At 73.7% G+C, this 25,624-nt stretch carries 25 protein-coding genes and 1 riboswitch; of the genes, 13 read left to right on the forward strand and 12 right to left on the reverse strand.

Going from position 1 to position 25,624, the window contains the following annotated elements; all coding sequences use genetic code 11:
- Nucleotides 1-90: 90 nt before the first annotated feature.
- A riboswitch (SAM riboswitch) is annotated at nucleotides 91-205 on the reverse strand.
- Between the two features lie 189 nt (nucleotides 206-394).
- Nucleotides 395-2,008: a methyl-accepting chemotaxis protein gene (locus EDF34_RS17185; protein WP_123372737.1), complete on the forward strand. Its 1,614-nt coding sequence runs from the start codon at nucleotides 395-397 to the stop codon at nucleotides 2,006-2,008.
- 3 nt (nucleotides 2,009-2,011) lie between these two features.
- On the opposite strand, the gene EDF34_RS17190 is transcribed toward EDF34_RS17185, so the two are convergent.
- Complete coding sequence (locus EDF34_RS17190; protein ID WP_123372738.1) at nucleotides 2,012-2,314, reverse strand: DUF427 domain-containing protein; 303 nt, start codon at nucleotides 2,312-2,314, stop codon at nucleotides 2,012-2,014.
- A gap of 584 nt (nucleotides 2,315-2,898) precedes the next feature.
- Between EDF34_RS17190 and EDF34_RS17585 the strand changes: the two genes are divergently transcribed.
- Nucleotides 2,899-3,387, forward strand: coding sequence for a hypothetical protein (locus tag EDF34_RS17585; RefSeq protein WP_158615117.1), 489 nt, complete (start codon nucleotides 2,899-2,901; stop codon nucleotides 3,385-3,387).
- Between the two features lie 143 nt (nucleotides 3,388-3,530).
- On the opposite strand, the gene EDF34_RS17200 is transcribed toward EDF34_RS17585, so the two are convergent.
- Both EDF34_RS17200 and EDF34_RS17205 read right to left on the reverse strand, forming a co-directional pair.
- Nucleotides 3,531-5,204, reverse strand: coding sequence for an HNH endonuclease signature motif containing protein (locus EDF34_RS17200; protein ID WP_123372739.1), 1,674 nt, complete (start codon nucleotides 5,202-5,204; stop codon nucleotides 3,531-3,533).
- 240 nt (nucleotides 5,205-5,444) lie between these two features.
- A complete protein-coding gene (locus tag EDF34_RS17205) occupies nucleotides 5,445-5,813 on the reverse strand; it encodes a helix-turn-helix domain-containing protein (RefSeq protein ID WP_123372740.1) in 369 nt (122 codons plus the stop codon).
- 93 nt (nucleotides 5,814-5,906) lie between these two features.
- Between EDF34_RS17205 and EDF34_RS17210 the strand changes: the two genes are divergently transcribed.
- The 4 genes from EDF34_RS17210 (at nucleotide 5,907) to EDF34_RS17225 (ending at nucleotide 9,284) form a co-directional block, all read left to right on the forward strand.
- Nucleotides 5,907-6,284: a DoxX family protein gene (locus EDF34_RS17210; RefSeq protein ID WP_233575458.1), complete on the forward strand. Its 378-nt coding sequence runs from the start codon at nucleotides 5,907-5,909 to the stop codon at nucleotides 6,282-6,284.
- A 61-nt stretch (nucleotides 6,285-6,345) separates the two neighbouring features.
- Nucleotides 6,346-7,854, forward strand: a complete 1,509-nt coding sequence (locus EDF34_RS17215; RefSeq protein ID WP_123372741.1) for an alpha-N-arabinofuranosidase — start codon at nucleotides 6,346-6,348, stop codon at nucleotides 7,852-7,854.
- A 42-nt stretch (nucleotides 7,855-7,896) separates the two neighbouring features.
- Nucleotides 7,897-8,625 (forward strand): GNAT family N-acetyltransferase, encoded by a 729-nt coding sequence (locus tag EDF34_RS17220; protein ID WP_123372742.1) that lies wholly within the window; start codon nucleotides 7,897-7,899, stop codon nucleotides 8,623-8,625.
- Complete coding sequence (locus tag EDF34_RS17225; RefSeq protein WP_123372743.1) at nucleotides 8,622-9,284, forward strand: NUDIX domain-containing protein; 663 nt, start codon at nucleotides 8,622-8,624, stop codon at nucleotides 9,282-9,284. The genes EDF34_RS17220 and EDF34_RS17225 overlap by 4 nt, the downstream gene beginning before the upstream one ends.
- Here the strand turns inward: EDF34_RS17225 and EDF34_RS17230 are convergent.
- The 6 genes from EDF34_RS17230 to EDF34_RS17255 all read right to left on the reverse strand — a co-directional run bounded on the left by EDF34_RS17230 (nucleotide 9,281) and on the right by EDF34_RS17255 (nucleotide 14,927).
- Nucleotides 9,281-10,882, reverse strand: coding sequence for a PP2C family protein-serine/threonine phosphatase (locus EDF34_RS17230; RefSeq protein WP_123372744.1), 1,602 nt, complete (start codon nucleotides 10,880-10,882; stop codon nucleotides 9,281-9,283). The two genes, EDF34_RS17225 and EDF34_RS17230, sit on opposite strands and share 4 nt — an antisense overlap.
- 18 nt (nucleotides 10,883-10,900) lie before the next feature.
- Nucleotides 10,901-11,461: a type 1 glutamine amidotransferase domain-containing protein gene (locus EDF34_RS17235; protein WP_123372745.1), complete on the reverse strand. Its 561-nt coding sequence runs from the start codon at nucleotides 11,459-11,461 to the stop codon at nucleotides 10,901-10,903.
- 46 nt (nucleotides 11,462-11,507) lie between these two features.
- Nucleotides 11,508-12,833: a nitrate/nitrite transporter gene (locus EDF34_RS17240; protein ID WP_123372746.1), complete on the reverse strand. Its 1,326-nt coding sequence runs from the start codon at nucleotides 12,831-12,833 to the stop codon at nucleotides 11,508-11,510.
- Nucleotides 12,834-12,911: 78 nt separating this feature from the next.
- A complete protein-coding gene (locus EDF34_RS17245; protein ID WP_123372747.1) occupies nucleotides 12,912-13,970 on the reverse strand; it encodes a hypothetical protein in 1,059 nt (352 codons plus the stop codon).
- Nucleotides 13,967-14,500, reverse strand: a complete 534-nt coding sequence (locus EDF34_RS17250) for an RNA polymerase sigma factor (RefSeq protein ID WP_123372748.1) — start codon at nucleotides 14,498-14,500, stop codon at nucleotides 13,967-13,969. The genes EDF34_RS17245 and EDF34_RS17250 overlap by 4 nt, the downstream gene beginning before the upstream one ends.
- A gap of 25 nt (nucleotides 14,501-14,525) precedes the next feature.
- Nucleotides 14,526-14,927, reverse strand: a complete 402-nt coding sequence (locus EDF34_RS17255) for a peptidase inhibitor family I36 protein (RefSeq protein WP_158615119.1) — start codon at nucleotides 14,925-14,927, stop codon at nucleotides 14,526-14,528.
- Between the two features lie 295 nt (nucleotides 14,928-15,222).
- Between EDF34_RS17255 and EDF34_RS17260 the strand changes: the two genes are divergently transcribed.
- The 5 genes from EDF34_RS17260 to EDF34_RS17280 are packed head-to-tail and all read left to right on the forward strand — an operon-like array spanning nucleotide 15,223 to nucleotide 20,843.
- Nucleotides 15,223-18,108, forward strand: a complete 2,886-nt coding sequence (locus tag EDF34_RS17260; RefSeq protein WP_123372750.1) for a hypothetical protein — start codon at nucleotides 15,223-15,225, stop codon at nucleotides 18,106-18,108.
- Nucleotides 18,105-18,959: a C25 family cysteine peptidase gene (locus EDF34_RS17265; RefSeq protein WP_123372751.1), complete on the forward strand. Its 855-nt coding sequence runs from the start codon at nucleotides 18,105-18,107 to the stop codon at nucleotides 18,957-18,959. The genes EDF34_RS17260 and EDF34_RS17265 overlap by 4 nt, the downstream gene beginning before the upstream one ends.
- Nucleotides 18,959-19,213 (forward strand): acyl carrier protein, encoded by a 255-nt coding sequence (locus EDF34_RS17270; RefSeq protein ID WP_123372752.1) that lies wholly within the window; start codon nucleotides 18,959-18,961, stop codon nucleotides 19,211-19,213. The genes EDF34_RS17265 and EDF34_RS17270 overlap by 1 nt, the downstream gene beginning before the upstream one ends.
- Nucleotides 19,210-20,349: a beta-ketoacyl synthase N-terminal-like domain-containing protein gene (locus EDF34_RS17590; protein ID WP_158615120.1), complete on the forward strand. Its 1,140-nt coding sequence runs from the start codon at nucleotides 19,210-19,212 to the stop codon at nucleotides 20,347-20,349. The genes EDF34_RS17270 and EDF34_RS17590 overlap by 4 nt, the downstream gene beginning before the upstream one ends.
- Entirely contained in the window at nucleotides 20,346-20,843 is a 498-nt protein-coding gene (locus tag EDF34_RS17280; protein WP_123372753.1) for a hypothetical protein, read from the forward strand. Before EDF34_RS17590 ends, EDF34_RS17280 begins: the two co-directional genes overlap by 4 nt.
- Before the next feature lie 24 nt (nucleotides 20,844-20,867).
- Here EDF34_RS17280 and EDF34_RS17285 read toward each other — a convergent pair whose 3' ends face one another.
- Nucleotides 20,868-21,446: a DUF998 domain-containing protein gene (locus tag EDF34_RS17285; RefSeq protein WP_123372754.1), complete on the reverse strand. Its 579-nt coding sequence runs from the start codon at nucleotides 21,444-21,446 to the stop codon at nucleotides 20,868-20,870.
- Between the two features lie 276 nt (nucleotides 21,447-21,722).
- Between EDF34_RS17285 and EDF34_RS17290 the strand changes: the two genes are divergently transcribed.
- On the forward strand, nucleotides 21,723-23,420 hold the full coding sequence (locus EDF34_RS17290) for a bifunctional 3'-5' exonuclease/DNA polymerase (protein ID WP_123372755.1): 1,698 nt from the start codon (nucleotides 21,723-21,725) through the stop codon (nucleotides 23,418-23,420).
- Here the strand turns inward: EDF34_RS17290 and EDF34_RS17295 are convergent.
- Nucleotides 23,377-23,910 (reverse strand): MarR family winged helix-turn-helix transcriptional regulator, encoded by a 534-nt coding sequence (locus EDF34_RS17295; protein ID WP_123372756.1) that lies wholly within the window; start codon nucleotides 23,908-23,910, stop codon nucleotides 23,377-23,379. The two genes, EDF34_RS17290 and EDF34_RS17295, sit on opposite strands and share 44 nt — an antisense overlap.
- A gap of 39 nt (nucleotides 23,911-23,949) precedes the next feature.
- Between EDF34_RS17295 and EDF34_RS17300 the strand changes: the two genes are divergently transcribed.
- Nucleotides 23,950-24,837, forward strand: coding sequence for an EamA family transporter (locus tag EDF34_RS17300; RefSeq protein WP_123372757.1), 888 nt, complete (start codon nucleotides 23,950-23,952; stop codon nucleotides 24,835-24,837).
- On the opposite strand, the gene EDF34_RS17305 is transcribed toward EDF34_RS17300, so the two are convergent.
- The gene (locus tag EDF34_RS17305) at nucleotides 24,787-25,551 is read right to left on the reverse strand and encodes a phosphate ABC transporter ATP-binding protein (protein ID WP_199737967.1); all 765 of its coding nucleotides are present in this window, start codon (nucleotides 25,549-25,551) and stop codon (nucleotides 24,787-24,789) included. The genes EDF34_RS17300 and EDF34_RS17305 overlap by 51 nt on opposite strands.
- Nucleotides 25,552-25,624: the final 73 nt, after the last annotated feature.

The following is a 25,624-nucleotide window of genomic DNA, read 5'->3' on the forward strand; positions in this document are numbered from 1 at the left end:
CCGGAGAGACGACGTGCGATCAGGCGGTGGTGCAGCGACATCGATTCGGTCGGTGCTTGCCTGCGGGCCTCACGTCGGTGCTCCTCGTGGTCTCCGTGCTTGTCGTCGTGCGGCGCACGACGACCTGGTCGTCACCCGGGGCACCCCGCCACGGACGGAGGGTTGCCGGTCTCCCAGCCGGGGCTTGGCGGAGACACTCGTGACCTATTTGCTGACCATATCAGTCGGCTTTTCGAACGAATTTCTACCGGTCTCCGCAGGTCAGGGTCAACATCGCTCGGCGAATGACCAGGATCTGAGACAGGGTTCACCCGAATGGCGGAACAACGCTCACGAAGGGAGGGGGTTCGCCGATGGGTGGCTCAGACCGTCCGCCTCGTCCCTGGAGCCCTCGATGTCCGCCCTCCGCCGCCTGCGCCTCGGCGCTCGACTGCTCACGCTGTGCACCGTCGCGATCCTCGCGCTCGTCGCGGTGGGCTCGGTCGGGCTCTGGGCGACCCAGCACCAGCGCGACCTCCTCGACGAGTACCAGGCGCTGCGCGCAGCGTCCGACGCCGCGCAGGAGCAGCGCTACCTCGACAACGACCTGTCGGGCTGGCAGGGCTGGGTCTTCATGGACGTCCTGAAGATCGGGCCCGACGCGGCCACCCAGCCGGACTCGGACAACATGGCCGGCATGACCGAGTCGCTCGGCCAGCTGAAGTCCACGCTCGCCGAGTTCGACACGAGCGCGCTGAACGACGCCGAGAAGGCGTCCGTGCAGGACCTGCGCGCCGACGCCGCGTCCTACGAGGACCAGACCGACCAGATGATCGCGCTCGTCGGCTCCGACAGCCCGACGGCGCTCGACGACGCGTACGACCTGCTGCAGGGGCCGCTGTCCGACACGTGGGCGACGATGCTCGACCACACCCAGGCGCTCGCGGACAGCCTGTCCGCGCGGTCCGACCAGGCGGCCGCGGACATGCGGTCCGCGTCCGACACCGCGCGCCGGCTCATCGTCACGGTCGGGCTCGTCGGGCTGCTGCTCGTGGGGCTGGTCGGTGTCGGCATCACGCGGTCCGTGACGCGCCCGCTCGCCGCGTGCGTGGCGGCGCTGCGGCGCGTCGCGGGCGGTGACCTGACGGTGCGGGTCGACGACGACAGCCGCGACGAGGTGGGGGACCTGTCCCGTGCGCTCGACGCGACGACCCTCGCACTGCGGGCCACCCTCCAGGAGGTCGTCGCGTCGGCGCACGGGGTCGAGGCCGCGTCCGTCGACCTGTCGGCGACCAGCGACGAGATGCGCGGCGGGGTGCAGACGACCGCTGACCACGCGACGAGCTCGGCGGCCGCGGCCACGCAGGTCGCCGCCAACGTCGGGGCCGTCGCCGCGGCCAACGAGCAGATGGGCCAGTCGAGCCGGGAGATCGCGGCGTCGGCGACGGCCGCCGCGCAGGTCGTCGCGCGGGCCGTCGAGATCGCGGGTGGGGCGAGCGGCGCGGTGGGCAGCCTCGCGCGCTCGTCGGCCAAGATCAGCGAGGTCGTCGACCTCATCGCGCAGATCGCGGCGCAGACCAAGCTCCTCGCGCTCAACGCGCAGATCGAGGCGGCCCGCGCGGGCGAGGCGGGCAAGGGCTTCGCGGTCGTCGCCGAGGAGGTCAAGAGCCTCGCGGAGGAGGCGGAGCGCGCGGCGGCCGACATCTACCGCAGCATCGCGGCCGTCCAGGCGGACGCGAGCGCGACCGAGGCCGGCATCGGCGAGGTCTCGGCAGTCATCTCCCAGGCCAACGACTACCAGGCGACCATCGCGGCGGCCGTCGAGCAGCAGAGCGCGACAACGGCCGAGATGGGCCGCTCGCTCACCGACGCCGCCTCCGGCGCGGACAGCATCGCCCGCTCGGTGTCGACCGTCGCCCGCACCGCGGGCGAGACGCGCACCAACGCGGACAAGACCGCGCAGGCCGCGGACGACCTGCGCGGGACGGCCGAGCGGCTGACCGCCGCGGTCGCGACGTTCTCGATGTAGCCGCTACTCGACGACCTTGACGTCCTTCCAGAACGCCACGTAGTTCGAGAAGTCCTTGCCGACGCGCTCGAACGAGCCCGGGTACGGGTCGGGGTAGCGCCACGCGACGTCGGTCAGCGTCTCGCCGTCGACCGTGACGTTGAGGTACTGGCACACGCCCTTCCACGGGCACGTGTACGGCGTCGGGCTGGTCGAGATGAGCTCGTCGTTGACGCTCGCGGGCGGGAAGTACCAGTTGCCCTCGATCTTGATCAGGTCGCTCTCGGGCGCCTCGGCGACGATCGTGTCGCCCACCACTGCCTTCATCGGGTCCTCCAGCCGGTTCGGTGCTGCCAGTGTTCACCTGGGCGCGGGAGTCCGCACGGGCTCGTGGGACTGAGGGCCCTCTCGGCGTGCCGCCCTCTCTTCGTCGCGTCAGGATGGGCGGCCCGCCGGGTCGAGATGGCGCAGAGGGGTGTCGTGTGCCGCTCGATCGGCGTAATGTCGCCGACGCCCGGAATTGCTCGGGCAAGCGATGGGCGACGGGCCTCGGGTCCGAACAGGGACGGACCTAGCGTTCCCGACACTTTGATCGAACGCCACGGGCAGGGCGAGTCGGACGATGGTGCACGCCCTGCCATGACCGCAGGGGCGCTGCGATGTCTGGAAGCCAATTCACCCCTCCGCCTGGCTGGCCGCCCGTTCCGAAGGGCTGGCATCCGCCGCCGGGATGGAAGCCGGATCCGTCATGGCCGGCCGCGCCTGAAGGCTGGGACTTCTACCCGACCGGTGCACCGTCGGGGGCCGAACCCGCCGTGCGTCCGGTTCCCGATTCCGCGACGGCTCCTGTCGTCCCGATCAAGGCGGACAAGCCCAGGCCACGTTGGCTGATTCCAACCATCGCAGCGGCCGTGGCCTTCATCATCGGAATCGCTGTGGGTGCCGCAGGCGGAGGCGACACGTCGAGCGACGACGCGGGTGCGCAACCGGCTCCGACGGTGACGGAGACGGAGACGGAGACGGTGACCCTGGACCCGACGACGGCGCAGCAGGCGGAGTTCGACAAGCAGTCGAAGTCTCTCGACGAGCGCGAGTCCGATCTCGATGCGAGAGAGAAGGAGCTCGACAAGCGCGAGAAGTCGCTGGACAAGACAGAGGCTTCTCTCGAGAAGAACACGATCCCAGGTGACGGGACGTATCTCGTCGGGGAAGACATCAAGGCTGGCACCTACATCAGCAACGACAACTCGGGGTGCTACTGGGCCAGGCTCAGCGGCACTGGCGGTGACCTGGGTGACATCATCGCGAACGGAAACGAGGAAGGTCGTGCGATCGTGACGATCAAGGCGAGTGACGAGGCGTTCGAGACCAGCGGCTGCGCCGACTGGCACAAGAAGTAGGTGACCAACTCGCAGGCGTGCGATCAAGGTCTCGCCGCCCCGGCGCTGCCTCAGCTAGGAGCACCGCAGGCAGCGCTCGGCCTCAGGCCACAAGGCTGCCGTGGCATCGGCGAGGCTCAGCGGGTACCGCTCGTTCGCGCGAGCTAGCTGGCGAGGGTGCTCAGGGTGTTGCGGTACGCGGTGTCGAGGGCGTCGAGGATGCGGGTGGGTGAGCTGGTGGCTCGGTGCCACCCGTCGTCGTCGCCGCCGTCGCCGTCGCCGGTGTTGTTGGTGCCGTCGCGGGTGAACGGTCCGGCGCGGGTGAGGGATCGCAGCCAGGCGGGTGCGCGGACTTCGGGGACGCCGTTGCGGACGCGGAGCTGCCAGCCGGAGGTCTCGATGGTGCGGTGGTGGTACCAGCACAGCAGGGCGCCGTTGGAGGTGTGGGTGCCGTCGGGGTCGTCCTTGTGGGCGGTGATGTGGTGGACCTCGCACCAGCCGGCTGGGACGTGGCAGCCGGGGATGATGCACCCGCCGTCGCGCAGGGCGATCGCGCGGCGTTGGTGGCCGGTGAAGCACCGTTCGGGGGACCACAGGCCGATCACGGCGCCGAGGTCGTCCAGGGCGACGCGTTGGGTGGCACCCGAGCAGGCGAGCTGGGCGACGGCGGCCATCGACATCGGCAGCGGGCCCCCGAACCGGTCACCGGAGAACGTGGCGCCGGTGCCGCGGCGCGCTTGCAGGTCGTCCTGGCGCACCGAGATCAGCACGGTCGGGGAGTTACCCGCCACGGAGCGTTGATCGGCGACCCGTGCCGCGGCCCCGAGGGCCATCGCGAGCACGTCGTGCATCAGCTGCGGCCGCGTGCGCGGATCCGGCGGAATCTGGTCCGAGGCGAGCGGGCCACGGTCACCGACGTCCTCGGCGTCGTCTGCGAGGTCGAACAGGGCCGCGCCGTCCTCGCCGCCAGACGTGACCGCCTCGCCGTCGCCATCGCCCTCGCCGTCGCCGTCGCCGTCGCCGTCGCCGTCGCCGCGAGCATCGGCGCCCGCGGTTCCTGCCATTGCCGGGTCGGTCACGTCGGGGGTGCGGGGGTTGGTGCAGGCGTCGGCGAACGCGGACAAGGCGGCAGCGACCTCGGGCAGCAGCAGACCGTTGATCCGCACCAACCCCCGGTGCAACCCACCCAGGCGCAACGCGCGACGGGCCAGGTCGGTCTCGGGTGGGGCGGTGCCGTCCTGGTCGAGGAACCCCGCCCACGTCGCCGCCTGCACCCGCACCGAGTCGGCATCCACCGGCGGCACACCACCGGGCTCGTCCGCCAGGCACGCGGCCACCAGCTCGGCCTCCGCAACCGCGACATCCGCGTCCCCGGCCACCGCACGCACCGGGTTCAGGTTGTCCACGATGGTCAAAGCCGCATCGGTGTTGATCCGCCCCGCGGCAACCGCGGCAGCCACGGCAGGGAACGGCGCCGGCACCAGCTGACCGGTCAACCCGGTCGACTCCTGGGTCGCACGCCCCAACCGCAACCACCGCGACACCGAGGTGTTCGCCGAACCGGTCACCCGACGCATCAGCTCACGGGAGCTGCGGCACCCACGCCCCGAGGCCAGCCCGTCTCGGCCCCGGGTGCTGCGCTCGTCGACCTCCACCGCCACAGCCGCCCGCCACGCATCTACCTGACGCGCCACAGCCTCCAACGTCACCAACCCGGCCAGCAGGTCCTCATCGACCCACCCCGCAACCACACCACCAGGCGCAGATTCCGACGAGTCGGCAGCACCGAGCGCGCTGCGCACCAGCGCCGCCGCATCGACCACCACCGTGTCTGACATGTCCCTATCGTCCCATCGACCACTGACACAACCTCGAACGTCTGTTCGATACGTCGGGGGTCGACAGGGGACTGGATCGGTGCCACCTTGAATGGGCCCAGTGCCTTCGAGAGGTCAGCTCATGAAGAAGCGCAGCATCGCCATCGTCCTCGCCCTGGCCGCACTGACAGGGTTCGCCGGCGCCACGTCAGCGTCCGCAAGCGCCGGGCACGTCATCGCCAGCCCGTGCTGCAAGGCGACCTAAGAGCGCGAGTCGAACGACGACCGGCTCGCCTCGATCGTCGGCCCGTTCGCCACGGCCCAGCTCGCCAGCGCCAGCGCGGGCTCGATCAGCGTCGTCCCGGTGTCGGTGAGCGCGTACTCCACCCGCGGCGGAACCTCGGCGTAGGCGGTGCGGACGACGAGCCCGTCGCGCTCGAGATGGCGCAGGGTCAGCGAGAGCATGCGCTGAGAGACGCCCGGGATGCTGCGCTGCAGCTCGGTGAACCGCATCCGCCCGCGCTGCAGGGTGCTGACGACGAGCAGCGTCCACTTGTCGCAGATCCGGTCCAGCACGGAGCGGATCATCGGGCCGGCCTCGCCGTGCACGACGCACAGGCTGTCGTTCATGGAGGTCACCGTCCTGTGAGTAGCGCACACGCGTGTGCCTTATGTAGGCCGTCTCCCGGTCACGCATGATGCGGTTGCTCACAAAGAGTAACCATGGAGGTGAAGATGACCGTCGCGTACTGGATCGTCGCGGGACTGCTCGCGCTGACGTACCTCGCATCGGGCGGGATCAAGATCGTGCTGCCGGCCGAGAAGCTCCTCGCGATGTGGCCCTGGACCGGTGACCTGCGGCTGCGCACGGTGCGGCTGATCGGGACGCTCGAGGTCCTCGGCGCGCTCGGCCTCGTCCTGCCGCGGCTGACCGGGATCGCCGAGTGGCTGTCGGTGGTGGCTGCCGTCGGCCTCGTCGTCGTCCCGCTGGGCGGGCTCGCCCTGCACGTCCGTCGGGGCGAGGGTTCGCAGACGGTGCCGAACGTGGTGCTCGCCGTCCTGGCCGCGGTCGCAGCCTGGCTGGGCGCCGCCACGCTCTGACGCGAGGGGCAGGCGGATATCGTTATCGAACCTCGACGACGAGCCGACCCCAAGGGAACCGATGACCAGCCACGCCACCGTCCTGCTCCACCCCGGCTTCCGCGTGGGCACCGTCGACCGCCGGATGTTCGGCACCCTCGTCGAGCACATGGGGCGGTCCGTCTACACGGGCATCTTCGAGCCGGGCCACCCGAGCGCCGACGAGCACGGGTTCCGCGGGGACGTCGCCGCGCTCACCGCCGAGCTGGGCGTCACGATGGCGCGCTACCCGGGCGGCAACTTCGTCTCCAGCTACGTCTGGGAGGACGGCGTCGGCCCCGACCGGCCGCCCGTGCTCGACCTCGCGTGGCGGACCGTCGAGCCCAACACGGTGGGCACCGACGAGTTCCTCCAGTGGGCGGAGCGCAGCGGCATCGAGCCCATGCTCGCGGTGAACCTCGGCACCCGCGGGGTCGAGGCCGCGGCCGCGCTCGTCGAGTACTGCAACGGCGAGGCGGGGACCCGCTGGGCGGACCTGCGGATCGCGAACGGACGCGAGCGGCCCTACGGCGTGCGGCTGTGGTGCCTCGGCAACGAGATGGACGGTCCCTGGCAGATCGGGCACAAGAGCGCCGACGAGTACGGCCGGCTGGCCGCCGAGGCCGGCAAGGCGATGAAGCGCGTCGACCCGAGCATCGAGCTGATCGCGTGCGGCTCGTCGTCGATGGAGATGCCGACCTTCGGCGCGTGGGAGCAGACGGTCCTCGAGCACACCTGGGACGTCGTCGACCACGTCTCGATGCACGCGTACTACCAGGAGCACGACGGGGACAGGGCCTCGTTCCTCGCCTCCGGCACCGCCGCGGACCGGTTCATCCGCCGTGTCGTCGCCTCGGCCGACGCGGTCGCGGCGCGCAAGCAGTCGGACCGGCGGCTCACGATCTCGTTCGACGAGTGGAACGTCTGGTACCTCTCGCGCTTCCCCGGCGAGACGAACCTGCCGGTCCAGCGCGACGCCCCGCGGATCATCGAGGACGTCTACTCGGCGCTCGACGCGGTCGTCGTCGGCGACCTGCTCGTCACGCTGCTCAACCACGCGGACCGCGTACCGCTCGCGTGCCTGGCGCAGCTGGTCAACGTGATCGCGCCGATCATGACGGAGCCCGGCGGCCCGGCGTGGCGCCAGCCGACGTTCCACCCCTTCGCGACGACCGCTCGGCTCGCGCGCGGCGAGGCGCTCGACGTCCGGGTCTTCGGCCCGACGATCGCGACGACGAGGCACGGCGAGGTCCCGCTCGTCACCGCAGCCGCCACGATCGAGGGCGACTCGGTCGCGCTGTTCCTGGTCAACCGCGGGACCGAGGACATCGAGGTCGAGCTCGACCACCCGGGCTCGACGCTCACGCTGGGCGCCGGGGTCCAGGTCACCGCCGACCACACGCCCGCCGCCCCCGGCCCGGAGCGTGCCGAGGCGGTCGCGGCCGAGCACGTCCGCGCGCTCGACCTCGGCGGAGCCCGGCACGACGACCGGACCACGATCACCCTGCCGGCGGAGTCGTGGACCGCGCTGCACGGCACGATGGTGTCCTGACCAGGGAATCGACGGAGGGCCGCCCCGCGTTGCTGTGGTCGAATGGAAGCCGCAGCCCGAGAGGACACGACGATCAGCACCATCGACGAGGCGCTCGACAACCCCGCCTGGCACTCCCTGACCGGTTTCCACGCACACCTGGCCGAGGGCACCGGCGCGGCCCGCCGCTACCGGCCGACGGTGTCGCCGTTCGTCGGCCTCCGCGACGTCAAGGACCCGCAGGCGTGGGCCGACCTCGCGGCCCTCGTCGGCCCGGGCCAGGAGGTGCCGATCGCCGGCGGCGCCGAGGAGGTCCCCGACGGCTGGACGCGCGGCTGGACCCTGCCCGGCGTGCAGATGGTGGGGACGGACCGGCTCGCCGGCGTGCCCGACGACGAGTCTCAGGTGCTCGGTGCCGACGACGTGCCCGACATGCTCGACCTCACCGCGCGCACCAAGCCCGGCCCGTTCGCGCCCGAGACCTACCTCATGGGCACCTACCGCGGCATCCGCCGCGAGGGACGCCTGGTCGCGATGGCGGGGGAGCGGCTGCGGCCCGGCGGCGCCACCGAGGTCAGCGCGGTCTGCACCGACGAGGCGGTCCGCGGGCAAGGGCTCGCGTCGCGCCTCGTGCTGGCGGTCGCGCACGGCATCCGGGCGCGCGGCGAGCTGCCGATCCTGCACGCCGCGGGCGCCAACGAGGGCGCGATCCGGCTCTACCGCTCGCTCGGGTTCGAGATCCGCAAGCAGGTCGTGTTCGGCAGCGTCCACACCCCTGCGGCGCGGCCGTGATCCCCGGCGCCGAGACCCCCGACCGCCGCGGCCGGACCGGCCTGCACCTCGTCGGGCGAGACCTGGACCGCAACCCGGACGTCGTGGTCCGCGACGTCGAGCTGCTCTCCGCCGACTGGTACGTCCTGCGCGCGACCACGTACGAGCACCGCCAGCACGACGGCACGGTCACGACGGAGCGGCGCGAGACCTACGACCGCGGCGACGGCGCGACCGTCCTGCTCTACGAGCCGGACCGGCGCACCGTGCTGCTCACGCGGCAGTTCCGCTACGCGGTGTACGTCAACGAGCACCCCGACGGCATGCTGCTCGAGACGGCTGCGGGCCTGCTCGACGACGACGCCCCCGAGGAGGCCGTCCGGCGCGAGGCCGCCGAGGAGACCGGGGTCGAGATCGGCGAGATCGAGCACGTCTTCGACGTCTACATGAGCCCTGGCTCGGTCACCGAGCGCCTGCACTTCTACGCCGCGCCGTACGCGGGCACGCCGGGCGGGACCAGGGCGGGGATCGCGGAGGAGGGCGAGCACATCGAGGTCGTCGAGCTCGGGTTCGACGAGGCGCTCGCGGGCATCGGGACGACGATCGTCGACGCCAAGACGGTGATGCTGCTGCAGTGGGCGGCGCTGCGCGGGCCGTTCGCCGGGACCGGACCTGCCTAGACCCGGCAGAGCAGCACGACGACGTCGTCGCGCACGTCCGCGGTGAGCATCTGCCCGAGCAGCCCGTCGACCGCGTCGTCGAGCGGGCCGTTGCGGAGCGTAGGTGCGAGGTCGAGCAGGCGCTGCAGCCCGATGCGCAGGGTGGAGTCGCGCCGCTCGACGAGCCCGTCGGTGTAGAGCAGCACCACGTCGCCGGCGCTGACCGCGGTCACGGCCTCGTGCCGCTCGCCCGCGCCGACGGTCAGGCCGAGCGGCGTGCTGCGTGCCTCGCGGAGCCAGTCCGCGCCGTCGGCGGTGATCAGCGCGGGCGGCAGGTGACCGGCCGTGGCGTGCGTGAGCGTGCCGGCCGCGGGGTCGAGCACCCCGCAGAACACGGTGGTGAACTCGGCGCCCGGGAGGGTGCGCGCGTAGCGGTCCAGGCCGAGCAGGGTCGTCGCGGGGCTGCCGTTCTCCAGCAGCAGGGCGCGCGCCGCGCTGCGCAGCTGGCCCATGACGGCGGCCGCCTCGAGCCCGTGGCCCACGCAGTCCCCGACGACGAGCCCGCGGCGACCGTCGGACAGGTCGACGAGGTCGAACCAGTCGCCGCCCACGGACAGGCGCCCGTCGGCGGGTCGGTACCGGACCGCCGCACCGTCGAGCGACGAGGGCGACGGCAGCATCGCCTCCTGCAGCGCACGGCTGACGGTCGCGACCTCGTCCAGCTCCCGCAGCCGCCGCAGCGTGGCCGTGACCGCTGCGCCGATCGTCGACGCCATGAGCTGCAGGAACTCGCGGTTCCCGGCGTCGAACGGGCGCCGCGCCGAGGCCTCGAGGACGACGACGCCCGCGGCCTCGTCGTCGCGGGTGTCGCTGAGCGCGGCGACGACGGTCGAGCCGAGGATCGTCGTGCCACCGCGGTCGGCGACGGCGTCGAGCACCGCGAGGGGGATGTCGTCGGACGGCTCGCCGTGCCGGCCGACCACGCGCAGGCCCTCGGCATCGCGGAGCCGGACGCACGCGTACGCGACGTCCACGCTCGCATCGAGCGCGGCGAGGGCGATGCGGACCTGGTCGTCGGCCCCGCCCGGCGTCGCGGCGAGGGCGGTCGACAGTGCCGTCAGGGTGGCCAGCCGACGGGCCGAGACGACCTGCTCGGTGGTCTCGGTCGCGATGTCCAGGACGCCGACCACCGCGCCGTGCTCGTCGCGCAGCGGGCTGTAGGAGAAGCTGAACGAGGTCTCCTCGACGAACCCGGACCGCTCGACGCGCAGCGGCAGGTCGACCTCCCAGGTCGGCACGCCCGTCTCCAGCACCTGCCGGAAGGAGGGCTCGATGTCGCCCCAGATCTCGCCCCACACGGCCTTCGCCGCGGACCCCATGGCGGCGGGGTGCTTCTCGGTGCCGAGCATCGGCCGGTAGCCGTCGTTGTAGATCATCGTGAGCTCGGGTCCCCACGCGAGCATCACGGGGAAGCGGGTGCTGAAGCACAGCTCGACCGCGGAGCGCAGCGCGGCCGGCCACGTCTCGGGATCACCGAGGGGCGTCAGGTCCCACCGGACGGCACGCGCGAGCGCACCGCACTCATCCTGGGCGGTCGCCGCCTCGAACCAGTCCGCCACCGGCCAAGAGTAAGCGGGTCAGGCGAGCAGGACGTCGATCGCCCCGAGGAAGTCGTCGAGGTCCTCCGGGTCGCGCGAGGTGACCAGGGCGTAGCCGCCCTCGTGGTCGACGACGACGGGCTCGTCCTTCCACTCGGCGCCGGCGTTGCGGATGTCCGTCTCGAGCGAGGCGTAGGACGTCAGCGTCTTGCCGCGCACCACGTCGGCCGAGACCAGCGCCCACGGCGCGTGGCAGATCGCGGCGATCGGCTTGCCCGACGCGGCGAACGTGCGGACCAGGGCGAGCGCCTCCTCCGACAGCCGCAGCGTGTCGGCGTTGATCGTGCCGCCGGGGATGAGCAGCAGGTCGTAGCCCTTGGCGTCGACGTCGGCGAGCTTGATGTCGGGCTTGACGGCGTCGCCCGGCTCCTTGTTGCCGGTGAGCGTCTGGATCTTCTTCTTGCCCTTGAGCGCGGCGATCGTCACCTTCGCGCCCGACGAGCGCAGGTGCGCGACCGGCACGACCAGCTCGTCGTGCTCGACGCCGTAGTTGGTGACGATGGCGAGGATGCGGCGACCCTTGAGGGAGGAACTGGACATGAGGCCACCGTAGGGGGTGGAGCGGTGCGCGCGCTGTGCGGGCGCGTCAGCGATTCCGGCGGCGCCCGAGCACGTCGCGCACGGGCGGGACGACGGTGCCCTCGGCGAGCAGGTGCGCGCGGGTGAGGCGGCGGTTGTGCAGCACCCCGACGACGCCGATCACCCACGGCACGAGCAGCGCGCTGAAGGCGAGCCGGTAGGCGTCCAGGGAGTACGTCGTCGCGCCGGGCGGCGACGCGAGCTGCAGCACGACCCCGACGGCCAGCACCGCCCCGATGGTCGAGATGAAGCCGCCCGTGTTGACGAACCCGGTCGCCGTGCCCAGCGAGGCCGCGGGGGTCGACGTGCGTGCGAAGTCCATCCCGACGAGCGAAACCGGGCCGCCCGCACCCACAGCGATCACGAACACGACGAGCACCCACATCGGCTGCGGCGTCGAGGGCACGAGCAGCAGCACCCACGCGGCGAGCGTGACGACGCAGCTGGTCAGCACGGCCCAGCTGCGGCGCAGCGGGTGGCGCGCGGTGAAGCGCCCGACGACGGGCCCGGCCCCCATCGCCGTGAGCGTGAGCACCGTGAGCAGGACCGAGGCCTCGGCGCGGCTGCGGCCCTGCGCGGTCACGAAGAACGGCACGCCCCACAGCAGCGAGACGACGTTGGCGCTGAACGGCGTGACGAAGTGGCTCCAGAACCCGAGCCGCGTCCCGGCCGGCCGCACGGCGAGCCGCACGGCCGGCACGAACCGCGTCGGTGCGGCCGGGGCCACGCGACCGGACGAGCGGATGCCGACGAACGCGACGACCGACGCGACCACTCCCGCCACGGCGAGCGACCCGAACGTCGCGCCCCAGCCCCGGGCGTGCAGCAGCCACGCCACCGGGATCGCGGACGCGAGCTGCCCCGACTGCCCGATCAGGCCCGTGATCTGCACCATCACCGGCACCCGGCGGGCAGGGAACCACTCGGAGACGAGCCGGATCGCGCTGATGAACAGCCCCGCGTCGCCGGCGCCGATGAGCACGCGCGCGGCGAGCGCCCACGGCACGGAGTCCGCGAGGGACAGCACCAGCTGGCCGGCCGCCATGACGAGCGAGCCCGTCGTGATCACCGCGCGCGGCCCGAACCTGTCGAGCAGCCGGCCCGCCGGGATCTGCATCCCGGCGTACACGGCGAGCTGCGTGACCGACAGCGCCGCGAGCCCCGTGGCGGACAGGCCGAACCGGTCGATCGCCTCGACGCCCGCGACCCCGAGCGCCGTGCGATGGGTGACCCCGACGAAGTAGGCGACGACCGCGCAGGTCCACACCGCCATCGCGGTCCGCCCGGTGGAGGGTGCGCGGCTGCCGGTCACCGGCACCGACGCGCCCGACATCGACCGACCTCTCGCAGCACGGCGCGGCCGACCCGAGGGGCCCGGCCGCGAAGGCCTCCAGACTATGCCGCGCCCGGGTCAGGGCGTCTCGGGCACCCACTCGGCGGACGTGATCGCCTGGAAGCTGGTCACGACGGGCTCGTCGAACGTCTGCCCGAGGACCGCGGTGTTGACGTCCTCCCAGCTCAGCAGCTGCCCGGTCGTCGGGTCGATCACCAGGATCACCGTGTCGTCACCGGCCTGGGAACCCCGCACCGCGACGGCGTCACCCGTCCGCCCCACCCGGTCCCGCGTCGTGCCGAGGTCCTGCACCGCGCTCTCGTCGGCCAGCATCGACCAGATCGCCTCCGACAGGTCGCTGGGCACGACGGCGGTCACGTACAGCTGGACGACCTGGTGGACCAGGCACTGCGGCTCCGCGCCCGTGCACGTGTCGCCGCCGGCCGTGATGAGCGCGGCCCGCAGCGCGGCGGGGTCGCGCGGCAGCTCGGCCGCCCGGTTCGCGTCGAGCGTGCCCGCCGGCGCGCGGGTCGTCGCCACCGCACCGCCGTGCGGGTAGGTGGTCGTGTCGGTGACGTGACCGTCGAGCCCGAGGGCGGGCGCGCGGACCTCGCGGTTCACGGACGAGCCGTCCGGCGAGACCTCGAGCGTGCCGAACGTGGGGAACAGGACCGTGTCCGCGCCGCCGCTCGAGGTGAGGAACCACGCGTACGAGCGGATCCGCTGGATGCCCGACCCCGTCACGACGGGCTGGGTCCCCGCGGACGCGGCGACGGCGGTCAGGGTGTCGTGCGCCGACGGGAGCGTCCCCGCCATGGCCTCGGCGGCGGTGCCGCCGGAGTAGACCAGCGACGGCGGCGGACCGGCCTCGGCGGGCGTCGAGCGCGACTGCCAGGACACGCCGACGACGACGAGCGCGGCGACGACGGCCGCGACGGCCGCGATCCGCGCCCAGGGTGCCCCGCCACGGCGCGCGGGGGCCGCTGCGGGCGGGTCCGCGAGGATGCGCGCGAGGATCGCCTCGTCGGCGGACGACAGCGGCTCGGGCGCGGGACCGGACGCCGCACCGGGTGCTCCCAGCAGCTCGCGCAGTCGCCGCGCCTCGGCGTCGGCGCCCTGGATCCGGGGGTCGGTCACGGGCGAACCCCCTGCGAGACCTGCTCGTCGCCGAGCGCCTTCTCCACGCGGCGGCGCGCACGCATGAGCCTCGCGCGCATCGCGGTCGCCGAGCAGCCGAGCGCGAACGCCGCCTCGCTCGGTGTCAGCCCGCCCCACACGACGAGCTCGAGCGCGTCGCGGTCGGTGTCGGGCAGCCCGGCCAGCAGGCGGGTCACGCGGTCGTCGCCGAGCACGCGCTCCGTCTCGTCGGGCTGCTGGTCGCGGTGCGAGGCGGCGCGCTCGGCGGTCCGCTGCCGGCGCCCGCGCGAGCGCAGGGCGTGGCCGATCTCGTGGTGGGCGGTCCGGTAGATCCAGGCTCGCCGCATGCCCTCGTCGCACGGCAGGTCCGCCCAGCGGCGCCAGGCGGTCGCGAACGTCTCGTTGACGACGTCGTCGGCCGCGTCCGGCCCGACGGTGCGCGCGACGAAGCGCCGCACACCGGGTGCGACGGCGCGGAACAGGGCCTCGAACTCCGCAGCGGGGCTCGGTGGGACCGCCTCCAGCAGCACGACCTCCCCCGACGTTCCGCGGTGGCTAGCACCCGGTCCCCCCGAGGATACGGAACGAGCGTGCGGTCACCGCGGTCAGGCCGACAGTGGTCCCGGCGGTGTAGCACCGTGACGCGCCGCTGCCGTCGGCATTCGCGTAGACGCGCGCCGCTCGGGCCGTCCGGTTGCGCACCGACGACGCGACCGCGATGCCGGTGCCGCTGAGCGCCGTCGACGTCGTGTCGATCAGCAGGCCGGTGTAGCTGACGCCGGTCCAGACGCAGAAGCTGCCGGAGTCGCAGTCCGAGACCGCCTCGGCGGACCGCACGACCTCGCCCCCGTCGTCCTCGGCCGCCGCGGGAGGGGCGAGTGCCCCCGCGACGACGAGGGACGCGAGCACCGCGGGCGCGGCCAGGGCCGCGACGAGGGTCCGGGGTCGTCCGCGCACCGTGATCCCCGTCCTGGTCGGTTCCGGCGGGGAGTCCCCCCGGGCGGACGCGTCGGCTGCCTGTGCCGGCGGATCGGGACCGTGGGTGGGGCCTCCCCCTACGCGGCCCCATCCACGATCACCGATTCCGTCCCCCACCCCGTATGTGCCCGCTCGGGGGTCCCGCGTGACACGCACCCGATGTGATCCCCGTCACACGGGCAGCGGCCGGGGTGGTATCACGGCGGCCCCGGCCGCGCTCCTTCGCCGTACGCCTCCGGTCGCCGACCGGACGGCCCACAACGGGGAGGGCAGCATGAACCGCATCACGGAGGCGACGGGCGGGATCCCGCTCAAGGACGTCGACGCCATGGCGACGAGCATCGCGGGTTCGGGCTTCAAGGCCGTCGAGCTCGCGCCGGCGCTGAGCGAGGCGTTCGGCAAGAGCCGCAACCGCGCCGTCAGCCTGGCCAGCGCGTACGCCAGGACGTTGCCGACCATCGACGACCACCGCCAGCTGTTCCAGGCGGCGGCCAAGCTCGAGCCCGACGAGCACCGCACGCTCGTCGAGGGCTACCGCAAGGCCGGGCAGGCGCAGGCCGTCGTGCACGCGGTCGGCCTGCTGCCGCGCGCCGAGGGCCGCACGATCATGGCCGACCTCATCCACAAGCCCGACGGCTCGATCGACAAGGCGGGGGCCACGTCGGTCGGCCTCTGGTTGCGCGACGCGGGACACCAGCTCCTCGCCGCGCAGGTGCCCGTCGCACCGGAGGACCACGACGACGCGATCGTCGACTTCATCGAGGACGTGGGTGACGCGATCTCCGACGCGGTGAGCTCGGTCATCGACGCCATCGGCGACGCGATCGAGGACTTCGTCGCCGCGATCGAGGACGTCGTCAACTGGTTGGCCACCGAGGTCGCGGCCCTGGCGCGCTCGCTCGTCGCAGCCTTCGCGACGCTGGGCGCGCTGTTCGTCAAGGTGGTCGAGGCCGGCTACGACGTGCTGCGCAAGATCATCAAGGGCCTCGAGGACATCGGGAAGTCGATGTTCCAGATGCTCGACGCCGCGTTCACCCTGGTCCGCGACTCGCTGATCAGCATCCTGCGCGCCATGGACAGCCTGGGCCGCACGCTGGGACAGCTGCTCTCCTACCTGGTCAACAAGGCCGCCGACCTGGTCCGCAAGGGCATCGACGCCCTGCTCGCGATCGGCAAGACGATCGGCAACCTCATCGAGCAGGCGGCGGCCGCGGCCCTCTCGCTCGTCGGCTCGGTGGTCCGCGCGCTCGTCGAGCTGGGCAAGGCGGTCGGCGAGATCCTCGCGACGATCGTCGCCAAGTCGCTCGAGCTGCTCAAGCAGGTCGTCACGACGCTCATCTCGATCGGACGGGCGATCGGCCAGCTGCTCCAGGACGCGCTCGCCCTCGGGCTCGACTTCCTGCGCAAGATGGCCCAGGCCGCCGCGGCGATCGGCGCCGCGCTCGCGGACCTCGCGGCCTTCATCGCCACCGCCGCAGCGGCCGCGGTCAAGGCCGTCGTCGCGGGCATCCTCGCGGCGACGAGCTCGCTGATCAGCCTCGTCATCGAGATCGCCAAGATCGGCTTCGCGGTGCTCAAGAAGGTCGTCGCGGCCGTCTTCGAGCTCGGCCGCACGCTCGGCAACCTGCTCAAGGAGCTGGCCAAGGCCGTCGTCAGCACCCTGCGCGACGTCCTCAAGGCGGCGTTCGAGCTCGGCAAGACGATCGCCGAGTTCGCCGCGGAGATGGTCCGGTACACCTACCGCGCGGCCGCGCGGTTCGTCGAGGCGGCCATCGCGGCCGGCGCGGCGGTGGCCGACCTGCTCGAGTCCGTGATCGAGGCGGGCTACTTCGTCTTCCGGCGGATGGTCAACGGCATCCTGCAGGCGCTGGGCTCGGTCGCCTCCGTGTTCCAGTGGCTGCTGGCCCGCGGCGCCGACCTGGCCTCCGAGCTGTGGCGGCAGGCGGTGCTCGCCGTGCGGTTCGTCAAGAACGCCGTCGGCGAGATCCTGTCCTGGGCGCTCACGCAGACGAAGGCGGTCTTCGAGACGATCGTCAAGGCCATCGAGGCGGTCGGCGCCGCCATCGCCGAGGTCGTCGACTGGGCACTGGCGGTCGGGGCCGCGGCGCTCGAGTGGCTCGGCGAGGTCACCGTGAAGATCGGCAACTCGCTGTCCTACGTCCTGTCCTACATCGAGGACGACGTGCTGCCGGCGATCGCGTCGGTCATCAAGGGCGCCCTCCGGGCGGGTGCCGCGATCGCGGGCATCATCGCCTGGGCCGTCGAGCGGGCCGCAGCGACCCTGCGGACCGCCGTCGGGGCGCTGCTGGCGGCGGGGGCCACGATCGGCCAGCTCGTCGTCGCGACCCTGCTGCACCCGGGCGACGCGCTGGGCAACCTGCTCGCGGCGCTCGACGCGCTCGGGCAGGCGTTCTCGACCATCGCGAACGACGTGTGGAGCATCGGGGGCGAGGCGTGGGAGCGGTTCGTGCTCGCCGCCAAGGAGGTGGGCCGCGGGGTCGTCGAGATCCTCGAGGCCGCGCTGGAGATCGTCGGCGGCGCCGTCGCCTCGGCCGTCGCGATCCTGCTGCGCACCCTCGCGTCGTACCGCGAGATGTCCGCGCAGGAGAAGGCCGACGCGGCCCTCGTCTTCGGCCCGGCGCTGGACCTGTCCGACGTGTACGTCGCCACGGAGTCCATCACCAACGACGTCATCTTCGGCATCCAGGACTTCTTCACCGGCAACCCGGACTCCCGGGCGTTCGTCACGGACACGCTGATCAACTTCGACGTCGACGACGGCCCCCTCGAGCGTCGCAAGATGATCCACGAGCTGACCCACGTCTGGCAGTTCAAGACGACGGGCCCGTTCTACCTGGTCGAGGCCATCCACGCCCAGATCGCCGGCGACGGCTACAACTACGGGTACGACGAGGGAGTCGCCAGCGTCTCGATCGTCACCGACTACGCCGGCACCACGAAGACCGAGGACCGTGGCGAGGCCACCGGCGAGGGCGGCCAGGACGACCTGGTCGCGGCGGGCGGCAACTTCGACCACTTCAACCGCGAGCAGCAGGGCCAGATCCTCATGCACTGGTTCGTGCGTGCGGTGCTGCAGGCCCGGCCCCCGGCCGACGTCGCGGCGTGGGAGCCCTACGTGCAGGCGGTCCGGGCGTCGTGAACGTCGTCCTGGTCGCACCGTCGGCGGCGCGGGCCCTGCTCGCGCCGCTGACGGCGTGCTGGTCGGTCTCCTTCGCGTCGCCCGGTGCGTCCCTGACCGAGGTGGTGCGGGGGGCCGACGCGGTGCTGGTGGCCGGTCCACGCAACAGGGCCCCGCGCACGGTCCTGCCCGGGCCGGTCGTGCTCGACGACGGGCGGCCCGTCCCCGTGGCGTGGCTGCCGCTGGTCGACGACCGGTCCACGGTGCGGTTCGCCGAGGCGGCGGCCTCGGTGCACGCACGCGCCACCCGTCGGCAGACGATGGCCGTGCTCGGCCAGCGGCTCTCGCGGTACGAGGACCTGGCGGGGCGGATCGCCCGCGTCGCGTCCGCGCACGGACCGGTCCGCCGGTGGACGTCGTACGACATCGGGGCCGCCGACCTCGTCGCGGGACTGCGGCGCGGACCCGCGCTCGCGGTCTACGTGGGCCACGGCCGCTCGATCGGCTGGGTCGGCTACGCCGGCCTGCGCGCGCACCACTTCCCGTCCTCGCCGGGGGCTCCCGTCGGGGCCGTCGTCTCGCTCGCCTGCCGCACCGCGAGCAGGCAGCGCACCGGGCTCTCGTTCACCGAGGCCCTCGTCGTGCGCGGCGTCGCCGCCTCGGCGGTCGGGGCCACGGGCCCCACGCTGCACACCGCCAATGCCCGCTGGGCGCTGCGCGTGGCCGACGGCGCCTCCCGCGCCGCCACCGTCGGCGAGCTCGTCGCGGCAGCCGCCGCCGCGGACCCGCACGCCGACCGCTACCGGATCGTCGGCGACCCCACGGCACCGCTGCTCGACGACCCGTCCTTCGACACCCTGGAGGTGGCGTGATGACCACGACCGACACCGACGTCCTGTCCCGCCTGCGCACGGAGCTGGCCTCCGTCCGCCCGGACATCGCCGCGACCGCGCCCGCGGACGCGACCCTCAAGCACGACCTGGAGATCGACTCGCTCGACGTCCTCGAGTACGTCGCGCGCGTCGAGGCCGCGTTCGGGCTCGTCGTGCCCGACGAGGACTGGCAGGCCGTCGCGACGCTCGACTCGCTCGCCGCGTACGTGGCGGCGCACCGGACCGCGCCGTGACCGCGGTCGTCGCGGGCTACGGGGCGGTGACCGGGCTGGGCGCCGCCGCCGACACGTGGGCGGGGATCCTCGCCGGGCGGTCGGCCGCCCGGCCGTGGGAGGACCTGGCCGACGAGGGCTTCGGGGTGACGACCGCCTGCCGGGTCACGCGCCTGCCCCCGGGGGACCCGGTGCGCCGCGGCCGGGCGCTCGCCGACGCGGCGGTCGCCGACGCGCTCGTCCTGGCCGACGGCGCGCTGCACGGGGTGGCTCCCGACCGCATCGGGGTCTACCTCGGCACGACGATGGGGGAGTCGGCGGGGTACGAGCAGGCGACCTCGTCGTTCTCCGCCTCGGCGCACCACGGCGGCGCGCTCGCGGCTCACGTGGCGTCGCTGGTCGGGGCGACCGGGCCCGTGCGCGCCTACGGGACGGCCTGCGCGGCCGGCAACTACGCCATCGGTGCTGCGGCCGCCGCCGTGCGCGCCGGGCGGGTGGACGTCGCGATCGCCGGCGGCGTCGAGCCGTTCTCGCGCATCGCGATGGTCGGCTTCGCGCGCATGCGGGCCATGACGCCGGACCTGTGCCGGCCGTTCGTCGCGGGCCGCCGCGGCATGCAGCTGGGGGAGGGTGCGGCGTTCGTCGTCATCGAGTCCGCCGCCCGGGTCGCCGCCCGTGCCGCTCGCGCCAGGGCGGTCGTCGGCGCGCTGGGCCTGGCGTCCGACGCGCACCACCCGACCTCTCCCCGGCCCGACGGCTCCGGCATGGCGGCGGCGATGCTCGCCGCCCTGTCGCGCAGCGGGCTGTCGCCCACGGACGTGGACTGGGTCAGCGCGCACGGCACCGGGACACCGCAGTCCGACGCGGCCGAGGCCGTCGCGCTCCGCTCGGTGTTCCCGGCGGGCGTGCCCGTCTCGAGCATCAAGGGCGCGATCGGGCACACGATGGGCGCGGCGTCGGCTGTCGAGACGGTCGTGGCCGTCCGCGCGCTCGAGGAGGGCCTCGCGCCGCCGAACGTCAACGGCTCGACGCCCGACCCCGAGCTCGGCCTCGACGTCGTCGTCACTCCCCGCGCCGCCGACGTGCGCTGGGTGCTCAACTGCGCGTACGCCTTCGGCGGCCTCGACTCGGCCCTCGTCCTGGGACGTGCGGCATGAGGACCGACGTGTCGTCACCCCTCGTCGCCGCCGGGGACGCGGTGAGCTCGTGGGCGTCGTCGGTGCTCGCCGCCTGGGGGCCTGGTGCGGACGCGCTCTACCTGGCGACGTCCGAGGCCGGCGCGCGCGAGGCCCTCGCCTTCTGGGCCGCCGCCCGGGCCACCGGCTTCGCGCTCGCAGCTCCCGGCGCGTTCCCGTACACGCTGGCCAACGCGCCGGCGGGGCGGATCGGGACGGCGCTGGGCATCCGTGGCCCGTCGGTGACCCTGCTGGGCACGTTCGGCGACGCCCTCGCCGCGGCGACCGACGACCTCGCCGACGGCCTGTGCACGCGCCCTCTCGTCGTCCACCTGGACCCGGTCACCCCGGCGCTGACAGTCACCCCGGCCCCCACCCCCTGGCGCCTGACCCACACCGTCCTCACCCCCACCTCCCTCGAGTGCTACCCCTCCGCACCGAGTGCGACCGTCGTTGCGGGCGCACTCGAGAGGTGAGGGGCGCACTCGCGGGAGTCTGCGTCAGGAGCGGCGGCGGGCGAGGGTGGTGGCGACGGCCAGGGGCCAGAGGGCCTGGGCGCCGGCGACGACGCGTTCCGTGAGGCCGATCGCGTCGCCGTCGCGCTGGAGCTCGACGACGAAGCCGCCGAGCAGCACGACGAGGACCGCGGACGCGCCGATGCCGACCGCGGGGCTGAGCACGCCGTGCGCGCCCCGCCGCCACGCCAGCGCCGGCCACAGCGCGAGCGCGCCGAAGCCGACCGCCGCGGCGATCCCGTGCGCGTGCGGCTGGGCGTCGACCGGGAGCGCAGCGACGGCCAGCGTGGCCGCGCCGCCGAGGGCGTGCAGGACGCGGGCCCTCGTCGGGAGCTCGCGCAGCCCGGCCGCGGTCACGATGTGGGCGATGCCCGTCACCGCCAGGCCTGTCGTCATGATCCACGGGTCGGTCGCGGTGGTCGCCGCGAGGTCGCTGATCGTGTCCGTGACCGAGTCGAAACCGGTCTGCCGGGCGGCGGCGAGGGTCCAGCCGCCGATCATCGCGACGGGCGCGGCGACCGCCGAGGCGATCGCCCACCGGGGCACTGCGCGCGTGGTGTCCATGTCCGCCCGACGCTAACCGCCCGCCCCCGCCTCCGCCCGCCCCGCCGCCGCATTCACCCCCTCCGCGGCCGCCCGGTCCGCCGCCGGCGGCACGCCTCTCAGCGGTCGTCGGTTGGGCGACGGGTAGTCGGTTGCGCGACGGGTAGTCGGTTGCAACCGACTACCCGTCGCGGAATCGACTACCTGGTGCGGGATCGGGTGGGATCGACTACCGGGGCGGAGCGGCGAGGTGTGGCGGCCGATGTGGGTGGGGTGGGGGAGGGTGTGGGGGTGTTGATGGTCGTCGCTCCCGCGCGCGCTGGTGAGTCGGCGGATCGGGGCGGGCCCGACCGGTCGACGAGCCGAGCCGGCGCGCAGGCGCTCGTCGGGGAGGTGCCGTCCGGGGTGGCGCCGCGCGGGGTGGTCGGGAACGAGAAGGCCGCACGGTGGGTGTGGGACGACACGGGCCGGTGGTACCCGCGGCTGCTGGCGGACGGCGTGCGGGTCGAGCGGTGCCTCGACCTGCGGCTCGCGCACCGGGTGCTCCGCGGTGCGGCGGCGACGGCGGGCTCGCGGTTGGCGACCGCGCCGAGCGGCCCGTTCGACGTCGCCGGCGTCGCCGAGCCCGAGCCGGATCGGGTCGAGTCGCTGTTCGACGTCGCGGCCCCGCAGTCCCGGCCCGACGAGGACGCGCTGCTCGCCGAGATCGGCGCCCAGGACGAGGCCGTGGCGGACCACCCGAGGCTCCGGCTGCTGCTCGTCGCCGAGTCCGCGGGCGCGCTCGCGGCCGCCGAGATGCGGCACACCGGCCTGCCGTGGGACCGCCGGGTGCACGACGAGGTCCTCGCCGAGCAGCTCGGCCCACGCCCGAGCGGCGACGCGCGGCCCCCGCGGATGGCCGAGCTCGCCGCGCAGATCCGCGCCGAGCTCGGTGCCCCGCGCCTGAACCCCGACTCGCTGCCCGACGTGCTGCGCGAGCTGCGCCGGAACGGCCTGCCCGTCACGTCGACCAGCAAGTGGGAGCTCACCGGCCTCGACCACCCGGCGGTCGCGCCGCTGCTCGCCTACAAGAAGCTGTCCCGCCTGCACAGCGCCAACGGCTGGGCCTGGCTCGACCGGTGGGTGCCCGAGGACAGGTTCCGGCCCGAGTACGTGGTGGGTGGCGTCGTCACGGGCCGGTGGGGGTCGAGTGGCGGCGGCGCGCTGCAGCTGCCCAAGCAGATCCGTCGGGCGGTCCGGGCCGACGAGGGCTGGTGCCTGGTCGTCGCCGACGCCGCGCAGCTCGAGCCGCGCGTGCTCGCGGGGCTGTCGCACGACGAGCGCATGGCGGAGGCCGGCCGCGGCCGCGACCTGTACCAGGGGATGGTCGACGCGGGCGTCGTCGACTCCCGCGACCACGCGAAGGTCGGCATGCTCGGCGCCCTCTACGGCGGGACGACCGGCCAGAGCGCCGCCGTCCTGCCGCGGATCAACCGCGCGTTCCCGCTGGCGATGGCCCACGTCGAGGCCGCCGCGCGAGCCGGCGAGCGCGGCGAGGTCGTCAGCACCCTGCTGGGCCGCAGCTCGCCGCTGCCGGGAGCGCAGTGGAACCAGGTCCAGGCGGACGCGCTCGACGACGAGGCCGGCGCGAGCGCGCAGTCGCGGGCCCGAGCCCAGACCCGGGCGTGGGGGCGGTTCACGCGGAACTTCGTCGTGCAGGGCACGGCCGCCGAGTGGGCGCTGTGCTGGATCGCCGAGGTGCGCCGCCGGCTGTGGGCGCTGGGCGAGTCGACCGTTGCGGGCCGAGCCCCCGAGCCCTTCGCCCGACGACCCCACCTCGTCTACTTCCTGCACGACGAGCTCGTCGTCCACGCCCCGCAGGAGCTGGCCGAGGTCGTGGCCACGCAGGTCCGCGACGCGGCGACCGCGGCGGGGAGGCTGCTGTTCGGGGAGTTCCCGATCGACTTCCCGGTCAGCCTGGCGTCGGCGCGCTCGTACGCGGACGCGAAGGACTGACCGGGGCCTCGAACGCCGCCAGCCACCGGGTCAGCAGCGGCTCGAGCAGCTCACGGTCCGCCGGGGAGAGGACCGTCACGAGCCGCTGCTCGTTCGCCATGTGCTCGGCGAAGGCCTCGTCGATCAGTGCGAGCCCCGCCGGGGTCAGCGCGATGCGCCGCCCGCGGCCGTCGTCGTCGGCCCGCCTCCGCTCGACGAGCCCCGCGGCCACCAGCCGGTCCACGCGCTTGGTGATCGCCCCGGTCGTGACCATCGTGTGCGACGCGAGGTCGCCCGCGGCCCGCTCGTAGGGCGCTCCCGCCCGGCGCAGCGCGGCCAGCACGTCGAACTCTCCCTCGCTCAGCCCGTGCCGGGCGTAGACGGCGACGATCTCCTCGGTCAGGTGGCTGGCCAGCCGGTGCAGGCGCCCGACGAGCCCCTGCGGCGAGGTGTCGAGGTCGGGGCGCTCGCGGCGCCACTCGGCCTGGATCTGGGCCACGCGATCGGTCATGCCTGGAGATTACCTTCTGCGGAAGATAAGATAGTTGACGTGGAAGATAAAAAGTGGCTGGCGATCACCGCGATCGCGCCGGTCGCCTGGGGCTCGACCTACTACGTCACGCGGCACGCACTCCCGCCGGACGCCCCGCTGTGGGGGGCGGTGCTGCGCGCGCTGCCCGCCGGGCTGCTGCTCCTGCTCGTCGTCCGGCGCCTGCCGCGCGGCGAGTGGTGGTGGCGGTCGCTCGTGCTCGGCTCGTTGAACATGGGCGCGTTCTTCGTGCTGGTCTACGCGGTGGGACAGCTGCTGCCGACGAGCATGGCGGCAACGCTGATGAGCCTGTCGCCCATCGCCATGATGCTGTTCGCGTGGGCGCTGCTCGCGGAGCGGCCGGGCGTGCACCGGGTGGCGGGCGCCCTCGTCGGGATCGTCGGCGTCGCGCTCATGGTGGGGGCCGGCGGCACGGGCGCGGACTGGCGCGGGATCGCGGCCAGCGTCGCCGCGATGGTCATGTCCGCGGCGGGCTTCGCGCTGACCAAGCGCTGGGGCAGGCCCGGGGACGTCGTCGCCGGGACCGCCTGGCAGCTCGTCGCGGGTGGGCTGTGCGTGCTGCCCTTCGCGCTGCTCGTCGAGGGTGGTCCGCCGCCGGTCGACGGCGCGGCGGTGCTCGGGTTCGCCTACGTGGCCGTCGTCGCGACGGCCGTCGCCTACGTCGCCTGGTTCACCGGCCTGGCCCACCTGCCGGCCGGCGCCGTCGGGCTCGTCGGCCTGCTCAACCCGGTCACCGGCGTCGTGCTCGGCACCGCACTGGGAGGGGAGTCGCTGACGGCGTGGCAGGTGCTCGGTCTCGTCGTCGTCCTCGCCGGGCTCGTCGTGGGACAGCGACGGTCAGCCGAAGCGCCCGTTGACGTAGTCCTCGGTGCGCGGGTCGCGCGGTGAGCTGAACATCCGGGCCGTCGCGCCGTGCTCGACGATCCCGCCGGGCACGCCCTGCTCCGCGAGGAAGAACGCGCACTGGTCCGAGACGCGCGCGGCCTGCTGCATGTTGTGCGTGACGATGACGATCGTCACCTCGCCCGCCAGCGCCTGGATCGTCTCCTCGACGCGGCGCGTGGACGTGGGGTCCAGGGCCGAGCAGGGCTCGTCCATGAGCAGCACCTTCGGGCGCACGGCCAGGGAGCGCGCGATGCACAGGCGCTGCTGCTGGCCGCCGGACAGGCCGCCGCCCGGCGCCCGGAGGCGGTCCTTGACCTCGTTCCACAACCCGGCGCGCATCAGGCACTCCTCGACCAGGTCGGCGCGCTCGGACGAGCCGATCCGCACGCCCGTGAGCGAGAGGCCCGCGGTGACGTTGTCCTGGATGGACATGGCGGGGAACGGGTTCGGCTTCTGGAAGACCATCCCGATGCTGCGGCGCGCGTCGGTCACGCGGCGCACGGGGTCGTAGATGTCCTGCCCGTCGAGCAGCACCTCGCCGGCCAGCGCGGCCGACGGGATCAGCTCGTGCATCCGGTTGAGGATGCGCAGGAACGTCGACTTGCCGCAGCCCGACGGGCCGATCAGCGCGGTCACGCGCCCGGCCGGCATGGACAGCGACACGCGCTCGAGCACCTTGTGGGTGCCGAACCACGCCGAGACCGCGCGGGCCTCCATGGCCGGCAGCGTCACCTCGGTGGGGACGGGCGCCAGGATCTGGGTCGGGTCGTCGGGCAGCGCCGGTGCCTCG

The sequence above is a fragment of the Cellulomonas sp. PhB150 genome (assembly GCF_003755175.1).
In the GTDB taxonomy this organism is placed as follows: Bacteria; Actinomycetota; Actinomycetes; order Actinomycetales; family Cellulomonadaceae; genus Cellulomonas.